The sequence below is a fragment of the Flavobacterium sp. genome (assembly GCF_035456225.1).
In the GTDB taxonomy this organism is placed as follows: Bacteria; Bacteroidota; Bacteroidia; order Flavobacteriales; family Flavobacteriaceae; genus Flavobacterium.
The window spans coordinates 1-14,330 of the sequence record NZ_DATIDM010000114.1; the positions used below are offsets into that span (position 1 = coordinate 1).

Here is a 14,330-nt window from a genome sequence, read left to right on the forward strand (position 1 = left end):
GCCGGCTTTGTGTCAGGCGGGGATTTTTGTTCCCAAACCATTCCGTTAAGACTGAAGTCGAAGATATAAAATTACCTTTAAATTTTGCCGATAACCCAATTTCACAAAACCGCTGTTAGCTGTGGTTGTATTTTCTCAATATATTTAATTCTATGATTCGCTGAACAAACCTGTCGGTTTTTCTTTCGATATTAATTGATATTTACCATTATTATCTTTTCTGTATATCAATAAATATTTTTCATGTTTACCTCTATAAATAGAATCTCCAATTTTAATATCATGATATTTTGATAATCTATAATTATAAATTTTTATTCTTTCATTACCACTATACAATCCAACTGAACCACTTTCAAAAGTTTTTATGTTAGTAACTATAAAACTAATTGTGTTATTATTTTCTTCTCGAGATTTGATAAAGTAATTGATAAATATCGCAGCAAAAACACAAAGTCCTATTCCGATAATAATTGTTTTTCTTTTTTTTGATTCCATGATATTATATTAATTTTTTTTTAAGTCATTTTGGGAACAATCACAGCGAATTCATAAATATATTCGAAATCCTGATGGCTATAAGGAGTAGGGGTATTCTCAAACCATTCCATTTGGGCTGAAGTCGAATATATGAAAAGGCCCTTTCGGTAAATACTCATGCTCCAATTTCTTAAAAACGTTGTTATGGGCAGTTTTTATTTATAGTGTTCGTAAAACTTGTTGTTAAATATTTCGTTTGGGTCATATTTCAGTTTTAGTTGAAAAAAATTGTTTGCGTTTGGATATGATTTTCTCATTTTGTCTTTGCCTATGTGTAAGCGATATGGCAAGTAAAATGTTCCTTCATTTTTCAATGCAACATCTACAAGTTGATTTGTCAAAATTTTCATTTCTGCTTCCTGTTCGTCTGTCTTCTTTTGATTGAACAATAATACAAAGCCAAAAACATTTTCTCGAGCGTAATTCAAGTAACTGTCGCTGTCTTGATGAACGCCCCGAATAGTAATGTTTAGTAAGTCAATTTTAGAATTTTTCAGAATTGGTTTTATGTCGTTAATAAACTGATTAAAATTCCTGTCAGGAATAAAGTATTCTTGAAGCAAGTCAGTTGAAGAAGTGTCTTTGTTTTCTATTAGTGAAACGTGATCGTTTAAAAGTTCGTTTCTTGAATAAATCTCCTTTTTAGAAACTTTATTCATTCCCGTTTCTAAATCCCAACGAAGTCGTTTTCCGTATTCATTGTTTACGCTTCCTCTAAAAACTAATCTTTGTGTTTCAGTGCTTTTTTCGTTTTGTAAAACTGGAATTGGGGCATTAACTTTTTCAAAGAAATTTAGTGTTGCTTCTTCTAAAAAATGTTTGTCTGAAATACGTAGTCTGCCAAATACAAGATTCACGTTTGGATTGTCTGATACATATTTTTTGTAATAACTGATGTAATTGTCTGGACTAAGTTTAATGTATTTGTATTGCAGAGCAATGTTTTCTACAACTTTAAGTTTCACATCTAAAATAACACCAAACAAACCATAACCACCAATTACCAAATTAAAAAGTTCTTGATTTTCTTGTCTGCTGCAATTTATGATTTCTCCGTTTTGTGTCAGTAACGTAAAAGAGATTACGCTTGCAGAAATTGGCGGCAAGTCTTTTTGCCAACCGTGTCCGTTTACGCTAATTGAGCCACCAATTGAGAACGAACTGAAGGCCTGCATTATCGCAATTGATTTTCCATACTTGTCCAAATATTTTAAAGCGTCTTCCCACAAAGCACCCGAACCAACTGTTAAAATGTTGTTTGTTGTGTCAAGTTCCATTTGCTTGTATGGAAGCATATTCAAAACAATACCGTTTGGATAAATAGTGTGTCCGCCCATACTGTGTCTTGCGCCTGCAATAGAAATTTTCAAGTTGTTTTCTTTTGCGTATTTCAAGATGTCTTTGAGTTGGCTTTCAATTTCTTTTTTGTCGTTTGGAACTTGAATTATAGTGTCAATTTTCGTTAAGTTCAGTTGGCTTGCATCGTTTGTATAGCCGTTTGGGATTTTCTGTGTCTTGTCATTTTCACTCCATTTTGTTTTTAGGATATGAAAAGTCGGAACAGACAGAAATATTATCGCTGTCAAAAGTCCGATTAACCAAAGGTGTTTTTTCTTCATACGTTATTCTTGTTGCTCCGTCCTAAAATAGCATACAATGTCCCGCCTGTTTTGGGGAGTTGGGGATTTTTGTCTTCGAAGCTTTCCATTAGGATTGAAGCCAAATATCAAAAAAGAGTTCCGGTTTTATCCAAAACCCATTTGCTCAAAATAGATGTTGTGTGTAGGTATTCTATTTATTTAGTTCGTGCAACTTTTCAAGAAATTCTATTTTTTGATCTTCACTCCAAAGGTTAGTATAAACAAGAAAGTTTAGGAAAGAACTTTTGGACGAACCAAACAAAAATACATTGTCTAGTTTTTGGTCATTGTATTTCCAAATAACATACTCGGATTTTGAATTCTCTTTAAGTTTTTCTGTTTTAAAATTGTTTTCCTTTCTATAATCGGAATCCCATTTATAAAATTCTTTTACGTTTTCAAAATCTGATTTATTACTCTTGAAGAATGGATAAGCCTTTTTTGGATTTTGTGCAATGGCAATTATTATTCCCTCGTCATTTTTTAAATAAGTTTGACCAGAATCGTCCATTGTGTTTAATTGTGTCCATTTTCCGGGAATTTTAATATCGCCCGAATTGGTTTTTACAGTTGAGATTGTTATATCTTGACTAAAGACAACACTTGGTAGAAAAAATAGAATTGTTAAAAGTAAATTTAGTTTCATTATCGTTTTTTTTAATTACACGCAACGTCCCGCCAACTTTGAGTTAGGTGAGGATTTTTTGTTACTGATGTTTACAAATATACCGAAAAGTTTAGAGAGAAAAAGCTGAAACAGAGTAAAGAATTTTGAATCAGTTTGTTCCATTAAAGACTCAAATCCTAATTTCTTAAAACCGCTGTTGTACACAGTTTTTCTTTCGTTCAAGAAGTTCGAAAAGTCCAATCAAAATAACTCCAATAATAAAACCTTGAAGGAAAAATATCTCTATTGCGGTTACTTGGGATGAACTATCAATTTTGCTAAAAGGTATAAAATCTGAATGATAATTCGTTGCAATTATGACATAGATCTCAAAATACACACCTATTTTCATCAACACTGTAAGAAGTAGTATGTAGAGAGATCTTTCGGCCATTTTTTTATAGAATAATGAAAATGGAAGTATACTTGCAGAGATAAACATTAACCAAAAGATAAGTTTGTATGGACCAGTTGCTCTATTAAGAAATTCGAATTTATCAGGGACTGTTAAAATTCCGATTAAATGGTGAATTAAAGTTACACTTGTATAAGAAATAATAAACCATCGAATTAAATTCAATATTTTTTTTGTTTTAAACCTATGTCTAAAAATTAATTCAATTAGAATAATTGTTAGTGTTAAGGGAAATAAGCAATAAACTAAATTTACATCTATTATTCTTAACGCTTTATCATATAACTCCATGGGGTTCTTTCAGTTCGGTTAAAAATCGTGTACAACTCAAAAATATATTCAAATGCCAGTAAGCTTCAGAAAGTTAGGGGTTTTTATTCGCAAGCCACTCCATTAAACACACAAACCCAATTTCTTAAAACCGTTGATAGGCGTTTGGTTTTGCTTTATCAGGAATCCGGTTTTGGGCTTTTTGAAATTATATATCTCATCAATCCGGGAAACCATCGTTGTAACCATACAAATATTTTACCGTGTGTCGTGAAAACATAATTTCTCTTTCGTTTTAAAACAGCCTTTACCATTACCTTTGCGGCTTTATCTGTAGGCCAAATTAAATTTACCGGACGTGGATCCGGAAGTTCAGGATGCCAAATTCCATTATTATCAATTCTTGTAATTTCCGAAGCGACAAATCCGGGATGCAATGTAGTACATGTCACACCAGTACCCATTAATTCCACCTGCAAAGTCTGGCCAATTGAGTATACGGCAGCTTTTGAAGCACCGTATGCGCCTAGGTTAGGACTAGGAAGATATGCGCCTACACTACCCACTAAACCTATCCTTCCGTTGGTTTTCTTTAAATGAGGCAGGGCATATTTAACCGTTATGGCTAAACCGGTAACATTGCCTTGTAATTGCCTGTTCCAATCTTTGGCTGTTAGCTTTTCCATATTTCCAAAAACACCAAATCCGGCATTAGCTATAACTACATCTAAACGGCCCCAGGCTGAAATGATTTGTTGCACTGCATTTTCAATAGCGGTTTCTTCCATTATATCACACGGTATTACCAATGCTTCCCCGCCGGAGTGTTTAATACCGTCTGCCACTTTATCCAATAGTTCTTTACGTCTGGAGGAGAGGACTACTTTATGTCCTAATCTTGCCCATTCATAAGCCATAGATTTGCCAATGCCAGATGAAGCACCAGTTATCCATACTACGTTTTCTTGTGAATTTGTCATTTTTTAGCATTTTTAGTTAGTAAAATTGCTTTTCAAGTTGGCGTGCAAGGTCCTGCAGTCTTTAATTTGGTTGTGATTTTGTTCCCGAACCATTCCATTGGGACTAAAGCTAAATATACGAAAAGATTGTTCTGTTAAACACTTAAATCCCAATTTCACAAAACCGCTGTTAGCAGAGGTTGTTTATTTAACCAAAATTTTAAACTTATGAACCCAAATTGAATCCTTTAGGTCACGACCAACAACAGATAATATTAGAGTGTCATTTTTTATATTCTGTTTTTTTGGTAATATCTCCCAAAGACTTTCGTTGTTATTATCATTTGCTCCTAATAATAATCTTAATCCCGGAGCCGATAAACTAAGCTTTTGAGGATTTATATTTTCAGTTTTTAGTTTAAGTTTTGCTTTAATATCCCCAATTAAATATTCCTTTCCATTTTCAATTTCTAAAACTACTTTTTGATTATCTCTTTGAAATACAAAAGGATTATTTTGCAGAGTACTCCAACCAATACATGAAAAGATAAGTATGAATAGAAGTTTTAAACTAATTATTGTTTTTTTATTCATTTTGTTTTTACACGTTGTGTTTTATACAATCGCTGCTAACTCATAAATAACCAGAACCCTAAATTAATTCTGTTTCAGAAATTTCGCTCTGTAAATCAAATAAAAGCCTACAAGTATAAAAGGGATACTCAACCATTGCCCGGTAGAGAAAGTGCCTAATGCATTCTCAAAACCACCCTGACTTTCTTTTACAAACTCCACAATAAAACGAACGGTCCAAAGCAATACAAGGAACACTCCAAAAATATAACCTTGTTTCTCTCTTGCATCGGTTTTCCAATACATATAGAATAATATGGCGAAAACAAAAACGTAACCGAAAGCTTCATACAATTGCGCCGGGTGCTTTGCAACCACATGGTTCAGTAATTCAGTAAATTGAGGATTGGTTTCAATAGCTTTATAGGCTTCATTGGGAGTTTGCATACCAGTGCTTTGCATCGCCTCCCTAGGAGTGTACTGGTCTCTGATGAAACGGATTCCAAGCGATGAATCGGTTTGGTTTCCAACGATTTCCGAATTGAAGAAATTCCCCAAACGCACAAAAATACCACCGCTGGTGACAGGAATAACAACTCGGTCTAAAATCCAGAGAATTGGTTTTTTTATGATTTTTTTGCTATAGAAATACATCGTCAAAATGATGGCAATTGCAGCTCCGTGACTAGCCAATCCTGCAAAACCTGTAAATTCAAATTGAGGATGGAATCGAAAAGGCAATAAAATTTCCTCCGGATGGTTTTTGAAATAGTCCCAGTCATAAAAGAAAACGTGACCCAAACGGGCTCCGATCAATGTCGCAAATACGGTATAAATGAATAGAGAATCCAGTTTTTCGAGTGACAAACCTTCTCTCTCATAAATGTGTTTCATAATGTACCAGCCCAGTCCAAAGGCGATGATGAACATTAAACTGTAATAACGAATCATGAAAAAACCTAAATCAATTCCTTCGGAAGGATTCCAGATCATATGTAATGCGTGTGTCATATTGTGCGTATATTCTTTTAAGGTTGGTAAATATAATTATAATTGGCAAAAAGAAAAGGTTAATTTTAATCCTAAAATCTATCGGGATTACTCTCTGTTTTAAGGTACAGGATCATAGCCACTGCCACCCCAGGGATTACAGCTGCCAATGCGTTTTATGGCTAGCCATCCGCCTTTTAAAAGTCCGTGTTTCTTAAGGGCTTCAACTGTATATTGCGAGCAGGTAGGGGTATAGCGACATACACCCGGAGTATAGGGTGAAATTGCCACTTGGTAAAACCTTACCAGCAACACAAAAGGGAAGATGATTATCTTTTTAAACATTGTTCTTAATAAAAATGATGAAGTAACAGGCTTCATCATTTAGTGTTTTTTTATTTTGATTGGGAATTATAAACTGAAAGTTGTTCCCTCTTTTCCGTCTTTTAGCTGAATGCCTAATTCAAGCAACTTGTCTCTGATTTCGTCCGATAGTCCCCAGTTTTTATTGGCTCTGGCTTCATTTCGCATACCAATCAGCATGTTGACAACACCTTCCAGCTTGTCGTTATTGGCGCTGATTTCATTTTGATTCTGAAGTCCCAATACATCAAAAACAAAGGCGTTAACTGTTTTTCTGAATGTTTCAAGATCCGATGCGTTCAGGCTTTCTTTTCCTTCTTTCATCAGATTGATATAACGAACGGCTTCAAACAACTGTGCAATCAGGATTGGGCTGTTAAAATCATCATTCATGGCATCGTAACAAGCCGTTTTCCATGAAGCGATATCTAAAGTTGAAGTTGCGCTGTCCTGAATATCTTTTAAACTGTCAATAGCTTCCATTAATCGGTTAAAGCCTTTTTCGGAAGCCAGCATTCCTTCATTGGAAATATCTAAAACGCTTCGGTAGTGTGCCTGTAAAAAGCAAAAACGTACTACACTTGGCGAGAAAGCCTTTTCGAAGAAGCTATTTTCTCCATTGAACAATTCCATTGGAAGAATATAATTACCTGTCGATTTACTCATACGCTGGCTGTTCATGGTCAACATGTTAGCGTGCATCCAGTAATTTACCGGTGAAGTTCCGTTACATGCTTTTCCCTGTGCGATTTCACATTCGTGGTGAGGGAATTTTAAATCCATTCCGCCGCCATGTATATCAAAGCGCTGACCCAGATATTTTGTGCTCATGGCCGTACATTCCAAGTGCCATCCAGGGAATCCATCTCCCCAAGGGGAAGACCATCGCATGATGTGTGCAGGGGAGGCTTGTTTCCACAGTGCAAAATCTGCAGGGTTCTTTTTTTCATCCTGACCGTCAAGATCTCTTGTGTTGGCAAGGAGTTCGTCAATGTTTCGGTTACTTAATTCGCCGTAATTTAAACCTCTTTTATTGTATTCCAGCACGTCAAAATACACCGAGCCGTTGCTTATGTATGCAAAGCCTGTTTCAATTAACTTCTGGGTAATTTCGATTTGTTCCAAAATATGACCTGTCGCTGTAGGTTCGATGTTGGGCGGTAAAAGGTTGAGCAATTCCAAAACCTTGTGAAAATCGACCGTGTATTTTTGCACTACTTCCATCGGCTCAAGTTTTTCAAGGCGTGATTGTTTTACAAAACGATCGTTTTCTACATTTCCGTCGTCCGTTAAGTGGCCGGCATCAGTAATATTTCTAATATAACGCACCTTGTATTGCAGATGTTTGATGTATCTGTAAATCATATCAAAAGACATGAAAGTTCTGCAATTTCCCAAATGAACATTGCTGTATACGGTTGGTCCGCAAACATACATCCCCACATGGCCTTCATGGACAGGGATAAAAAGTTCTTTTTCTCCAGAAAGGGAATTGTAAATCTTTAACGATTGATTTTGATATAAGTGCATATAAGTTTGCAATTGATTATGATTTCAATAATTAAAATGTGGTGTCCAGTTTGATGTAATCCAGAAACTCGCGACGTACTTTTTCGTCTTTAAATTTTCCGCCGAATTCTGCCGTTACAGTACTGCTTTCGATATCACGGATACCTCTTGAGTTTACGCAAAGGTGTTTGGCATCGATTACACACGCGACATCATCGGTATTTAATACTTTCTGTAATTCCTGAACAACCTGAATGGTTAATCGTTCCTGTACCTGTGGTCTTTTGGCAAAATAATCCACGATTCGGTTCATTTTGGACAAGCCTACGACTGTTCCGTTGGAAATGTAAGCTACGTGAGCGCGTCCGACAATAGGAAGTAAATGGTGTTCGCAAGTGGAATAAACGGTGATGTTTTTTTCTACCAGCATTTCACCGTATTTGTACTTGTTTTCGAAAGTTGAAGATCCTGGTTTTTTATGAGGATGTAAACCACCGAAAATTTCTTTAACAAACATTTTTGCAACTCGGTTGGGAGTTCCTTTTAAACTGTCGTCTGTAAGGTCTAACCCAAGCGTGGTAAGGATGTTTTCGACATCTTTTCTGATAGCATTTATTTTTTCTTCATCAGTTTTATCGAAAGCATCAGAACGTAACGGAGTTTGTGCACTTGTGCCGATATGGTCATCTCCTAATTGATCATTCAAATCGTCGTTATGAATCATTATAATGGTTTTGATTTATGAAATAATTGTAGCAAAGATAATTAATATAAATTATACTATCTCTTCTCGGTGAAATGAAATGTTTAACCGATTAAAAGTAGTGTAAAAGTGATTAAAATTTAATAAAATTTAACTTTTTTGTTATATTGTTAATAACTATTATTTTGTTATAATCCTTGTGTTTAGGGGCTTTACATGTGTTTTGTTTTTGTTATGGTAAAAAAAAATAAAGATTTTTTTGTGTTTTTTGTAAAGTTTTGCATATTTGTTAATTAACATAATTTTAATATTTAAAAAAATATGACAAAAAACCGTAATTCTAAACTTTTTTTGTTGATCTGGTTACAATTTAATCTGCAATTCGAAAAATAGGCCTTTATGATGTTTAAATATGAAAGGTGTCATTCTGTTCTAATATGGTCAGCTTTTTTTAATAATTCTTTTTTAACGTTTAATAATTAGTTGTATGAAGTATGTTTATCTGGTACTAACCTTGTTTTTTTTGTTTTTTGGCAGTGTAGGTTTTTCACAAAATACTACGCGGGTAACCGATGAGACAAATCTGAATCTTCCGCCGGGAAGTCGTTTACATCCAAAAGCAAAAATTTATGATTTGTCGTTTAAGTTGAATAAAAGTGCTGAAAACGTATCGTACTTGCAATCTGATTTGAAATTTTTGAAGGAGCTTTCCAATGAAGAATTAGAAAATCAAAAGAATGAGAATCCGGAATACTATACATACTATATGACAGGAAAGAGTTTTATAAATGCACTGTCTTCAAAAGTTAAAGGGATTTATACAGAAACTGAGCTTTGGTATATATATGCTTATGATCAGAAATTAAAAAATATGCTAACTGCTATAAAGTAAGAAACTATGAGAAAAAACTATTTTTTAAGCTTACTTTTTTTATTGATATGTTCTCTCGCAATAGGACAAAATTACAATATGACCAATGGAGCGAATGGTACTATTAGTACTTGTTCCGGAAATTTCAGAGACGGGGGAGGTACCGGAAATTATGCGAATAGTCAATCCAGTACAATTACAATCTGTCCATCAACGCCTGGAACCAAAGTGCAACTTGTTTTTACACAGTTTAATACTGAAATCATCGGTACAACGGTGTATGATTATTTGGAAATGTGGCAGGGAAGTACCATAGCAGGACCGGCTTTCGATACCTTTGCAGGAGCTCCAGCTGTTCCTTTTACGGTTACATCTTCAAGCCCTGACGGCTGTTTGACATTTAGATTTACTTCAGACTCAAGTGTTACTTTGGCAGGTTGGACGGCTGCCATTTCTTGTGTAGTACCATGTTCAGTCGCTACAACTCCGGTAGCAAATTTAGTTAACACTAGTGCGGTTAATATTTGTCCGACGTCGTCATTAAGCCCAGGTTCAACTACAGTGGCATTTGATGCTTCAAATTCTACTAACGGAGGCTATACCAATAATCAGTTTACTTGGGATTGGGGTGATGGAACAACAAGCGTTACTGCTACGCCTACTACTTCACATACTTACCCTACGACTCCTGGAGTATATATAGCATCTGTAGTGGTGAGAAATAGTAACGGATGTACAAGTACAAATTTTGTCTCGAGGAAAATACAAATTCAACCAGAACCAAGTTTTACGGGTACAACTACAGGTCCTGTTCCCGTCAGTTGCGGAAGCTCAATTACACTTAATGGATCAGCTGTTTCTCAAACAGTAACAGAATTGCCTCCATCGATTTCAGGGTCACCCGTAACGTTGCCCGATGGATCTGGTGCTAGTTATACATCAACATTAAACTTTTCAGGGATGTTTCCTGCAGGTGCGACAATTACTGCGGGCTGTTATCCTACTTTAAATTTTAGTCTTGAGCATTCTTTTTCAGGAGATTTACAAATAGATTTAATTGCACCTAGCGGACAAAGCGTTCGGGTTTTTGATAGACATGGAGGTTGGACTTTGTTTGGAACCTGTGCTAATGCAGCTGATAATTTAGTGCCTGGATGTCCTGCAAATTATTCGGTAGTTAATTCCGGAGGGGTTGCTTGGACAGCAGCAGGTGTTACAACGGCTACATCGGCAAATTGTGGAGGTTATGCAGGAGCATGTGAAGCCGGTAATTATTATATACCTCAAACTTATACATCCACCAATAGTTTTGCAGCTTTAAATGGAGCGGCAATGAATGGAACATGGACACTTCGTATATACGATCAGGCAGCTCTAGATGATGGATTTATCAGTGGATGGTCTTTGGTATTTCCTCCGGCTTGTTTTGGGACTTTACAGAGTGCTACGCCAGATTTAACTACGGCAACATGGTCTACAAGTGGTTCGGGACCTGCGGTTCCGGCTCAAACGACTACAAGTACAGTGGTGAATAATCCAGGCCCTTCATGTCCGGCACCTGGTCCGTGTGTAGGAAACCAATTAACGAATAACGTTACAATTGGTCCATTCACAACTGCAGGGTCTTATGTGTATTCCTTTACAGTTACAGATGAATACGGATGTCAATACAGAAGAAGTGTAACTGTAAATGCAACCTGTCCATGTCCTTCAGCTGTGATAGGTTATACCGGAAGTCCATTCTGTAATGTAGCAGGTTCGCAAGCGGTAACTCTTACGGGAATTGGCTCTTATGTTGGGGGGACTTACAGTGCTTTGCCGGCTGGTCTATCAATTAATGCAACCACAGGAGCAATTAATACAGGGGCGAGTACACCGGGAACATATACTGTTACTTATAATTTTGCACCAGGAGGTGGTTGTCCGGTTATTAATGTGACAACATCGGTTACAATAGTAGCAAATCCAACTTTAACGGTAACTTCTACGTCTCCGATTTGTTCTGGCAATAACGCAGTATTTAATTTAACTGGCCCGAACAATGCTACTGTGGCTTATAATATTAATGGGGGTGCATCAATATCAACTACGTTGAGCGGGGCAGGAACTTCAATAATTACCGTCCCAAGTGTTACCGCTAATACTACTCTTAACGCTACGTCTATAACTTCTGCAGGAATTCCGGTAACAGGAAATGGGTTGTCAGTGTCTGGAGGGAACGGTGGTCCTAATGCAGCTGGAGCCATTTCAGCACTTGGGGCCGCAGCTTCTGCTACTAACTGTGCATTTGTAGATGCTACCAATTCAGTTTTAACAATAACACTTCAACATACAGTCCCTGCGGGTACTTCAATAACTGTAAGTATTGCCAGAGATACTAATACTGGAGTTGTTACTGTTTCAGATGGAAGTGCCAGTACGGCTTTCAGTGCAGCTCCAGACGATGTTTTGCAGCGAATAACTTTAGTGACGGGCGTTGCTACAAATACGATTACAGTAACAAGAACAGGAGGTGTGGTTTGGATTGATGGAGTTCAATATACATTTACACCACCAGGTTGTTCAGCTACTATCGCTGTTTCTAATACGGTTACGGTAACACCACTACCTGCGATTGCTCTCAGTTCAGCAGCAGCGACTACAACCCAAACGGTATGTCAGAATGTTGGAATTACTGCTATTACTTATAATGTTAGCAATGCCACTGGCGCCACGGTGTCAGGTCTTCCAACAGGGGTAACTGGCAGTTATGCAGCAGGGGTGTTTACCATCAGTGGTACACCAACGGCATCGGGCACGTTCAACTATACGGTGACCACTACAGGAGGATGTACGCCGGCAGCTACGGCTACGGGCACAATCACGGTAACACCACTGCCGGCGATTGTTCTTAGTTCAGCGGCGGCGACTACTACTCAAACGGTATGTCAGAATATAGGAATTACAGCTATCACTTATACTGTTACCAATGCTACTGGCGCTACGGTATCAGGTCTTCCAACAGGGGTAACTGGCAGTTATGCAGCAGGGGTGTTTACCATCAGCGGTACACCAACGGTATCAGGCACGTTCAACTATACGGTAACTACCACGGGCGGATGTACACCAGCAGCTACGGCTACTGGCACTATAACTGTAACAGTTTCACCAACTTTAACTTTGACTTCTGCAGTTGCAACAACTGGTCAAACAATATGTCAAAATGTTGCAATCGCTACTATTACTTATGCTGTTGGAGGAGGAGCTACAGGAGCTACGGTATCAGGTCTTCCAACAGGGGTAACGGGCAATTATGCAGCAGGGGTGTTTACCATCAGCGGTACACCAACGGCATCAGGCACGTTCAACTATACGGTAACCACCACGGGAGGATGTGCACCGGCAGCTACAGCTACAGGCACCATCACGGTAACACCACTACCTGCGATTGTTCTTAGTTCAGCGGCGGCGACTACCACTCAAACGGTATGTCAGAACATAGGAATTACAGCTATCACTTATACAGTTAGCAATGCCACTGGCGCTACGGTATCAGGTCTTCCAACAGGGGTAACTGGCAGTTATGCTGCAGGGGTGTTTACCATCAGCGGTACACCAACGGCATCGGGCACGTTCAACTATACGGTAACCACCACGGGAGGATGTGCGCCGGCAGCTACGGCTACGGGAACTATCACGGTAACACCACTTCCGATAATTGCCCTTAGTTCAGCGGCGGCGACTACTACTCAAACGGTATGTCAGAATGTTGGAATTACAGCTATCACTTATACAGTTACCAATGCCACTGGCGCTACGGTATCAGGTCTTCCAACAGGGGTAACGGGCAGTTATGCAGCAGGGGTGTTTACCATCAGTGGTGCACCAACGGCATCGGGCACGTTCAACTATACGGTAACCACCACGGGAGGATGTACACCGGCAGCTACGGCTTCAGGCACTATTAATGTGAATCCTTCAATGACACCAGTAACGGGTTTTAGTTATACGTCACCTGTGTGTATCAACGATACGAATCCAATTCCTACAGGAGTTGCCGGATTTACAACGGGAGGGACTTATTCATCTACGGCAGGATTAACCATTAACGGAAATACTGGGGAAATTACACTTTCAGCCAGTTTAGCAGGAACTTATACAGTAACCTATTCCTATCCTGCAACAGCATGTGGACCTGTAGGTAGTAGTACTTTTAATATTACTATCACACCACTGCCGGCGATTGTTCTTAGTTCAGCGGCGGCGACTACTACGCAAACGGTATGTCAGAATATAGGAATCACGACTATCACTTATACTGTTACCAACGCCACTGGCGCTACGGTATCAGGTCTTCCAACAGGGGTAACTGGTAATTATGCAGCAGGGGTGTTTACCATCAGTGGTACACCAACGGTATCAGGCACGTTTAACTATACGGTGACCACTACAGGAGGATGTACGCCGGCAGCTACAGCTACGGGCACCATCACGGTAACACCACTTCCGACAATTGTTCTTAGTTCAGCGGCGGCGACTACTACTCAAACGGTATGTCAGAATATAGGAATCACGACTATCACTTATACTGTTACCAATGCCACTGGCGCTACGGTATCAGGTCTTCCAACAGGGGTAACTGGCAGTTATGCAGCAGGGGTGTTTACCATCAGCGGTACACCAACGGCATCAGGCACGTTCAACTATACGGTAACCACCACGGGCGGATGTGCGCCGGCAGCTACAGCTACGGGAACTATCACGGTAACACCACTACCGTCGATTGTTCTTAGTTCAGCGGCGGCGACTACCACTCAAACGGTATGTCAGAATATAGGAATAACGGCTATC

General features: G+C 38.4%; 12 protein-coding genes. 2 read left to right on the top strand and 10 right to left on the bottom strand.

Going from position 1 to position 14,330, the window contains the following annotated elements:
* Nucleotides 1-150: 150 nt before the first annotated feature.
* The 10 genes from VLB74_RS07015 to folE all read right to left on the bottom strand — a co-directional run bounded on the left by VLB74_RS07015 (nucleotide 151) and on the right by folE (nucleotide 8,650).
* Nucleotides 151-498 (bottom strand): hypothetical protein, encoded by a 348-nt coding sequence (locus VLB74_RS07015; RefSeq protein WP_325202748.1) that lies wholly within the window; start codon nucleotides 496-498, stop codon nucleotides 151-153.
* 20 nt (nucleotides 499-518) lie between these two features.
* Entirely contained in the window at nucleotides 519-659 is a 141-nt protein-coding gene (locus VLB74_RS07020) for a hypothetical protein (RefSeq protein ID WP_325202749.1), read from the bottom strand.
* Between the two features lie 36 nt (nucleotides 660-695).
* The gene (locus VLB74_RS07025) at nucleotides 696-2,159 is read right to left on the bottom strand and encodes an FAD-binding oxidoreductase (protein WP_325202750.1); all 1,464 of its coding nucleotides are present in this window, start codon (nucleotides 2,157-2,159) and stop codon (nucleotides 696-698) included.
* A gap of 172 nt (nucleotides 2,160-2,331) precedes the next feature.
* Nucleotides 2,332-2,826, bottom strand: coding sequence for a hypothetical protein (locus tag VLB74_RS07030; protein WP_325202751.1), 495 nt, complete (start codon nucleotides 2,824-2,826; stop codon nucleotides 2,332-2,334).
* Between the two features lie 885 nt (nucleotides 2,827-3,711).
* Entirely contained in the window at nucleotides 3,712-4,512 is an 801-nt protein-coding gene (locus VLB74_RS07035; protein WP_325202752.1) for an SDR family NAD(P)-dependent oxidoreductase, read from the bottom strand.
* A 183-nt stretch (nucleotides 4,513-4,695) separates the two neighbouring features.
* Nucleotides 4,696-5,085, bottom strand: coding sequence for a hypothetical protein (locus tag VLB74_RS07040; protein WP_325202753.1), 390 nt, complete (start codon nucleotides 5,083-5,085; stop codon nucleotides 4,696-4,698).
* Nucleotides 5,086-5,148: 63 nt separating this feature from the next.
* Nucleotides 5,149-6,075 (bottom strand): prolipoprotein diacylglyceryl transferase, encoded by a 927-nt coding sequence (lgt, locus tag VLB74_RS07045; RefSeq protein WP_325202754.1) that lies wholly within the window; start codon nucleotides 6,073-6,075, stop codon nucleotides 5,149-5,151.
* A gap of 99 nt (nucleotides 6,076-6,174) precedes the next feature.
* A complete protein-coding gene (yidD, locus tag VLB74_RS07050; protein WP_325202759.1) occupies nucleotides 6,175-6,399 on the bottom strand; it encodes a membrane protein insertion efficiency factor YidD in 225 nt (74 codons plus the stop codon).
* A 66-nt stretch (nucleotides 6,400-6,465) separates the two neighbouring features.
* A complete protein-coding gene (gene cysS, locus VLB74_RS07055; RefSeq protein WP_325202755.1) occupies nucleotides 6,466-7,947 on the bottom strand; it encodes a cysteine--tRNA ligase in 1,482 nt (493 codons plus the stop codon).
* Nucleotides 7,948-7,978: 31 nt separating this feature from the next.
* On the bottom strand, nucleotides 7,979-8,650 hold the full coding sequence (folE, locus tag VLB74_RS07060) for a GTP cyclohydrolase I FolE (RefSeq protein WP_325202756.1): 672 nt from the start codon (nucleotides 8,648-8,650) through the stop codon (nucleotides 7,979-7,981).
* A gap of 466 nt (nucleotides 8,651-9,116) precedes the next feature.
* On the opposite strand from folE, the gene VLB74_RS07065 reads away from it, so the two are divergent.
* Both VLB74_RS07065 and VLB74_RS07070 read left to right on the top strand, forming a co-directional pair.
* A complete protein-coding gene (locus tag VLB74_RS07065) occupies nucleotides 9,117-9,521 on the top strand; it encodes a hypothetical protein (RefSeq protein WP_325202757.1) in 405 nt (134 codons plus the stop codon).
* A gap of 78 nt (nucleotides 9,522-9,599) precedes the next feature.
* Nucleotides 9,600-14,330: beta strand repeat-containing protein (locus VLB74_RS07070; RefSeq protein WP_325202758.1), on the top strand; the 4,731-nt coding region annotated here is incomplete at its 3' end.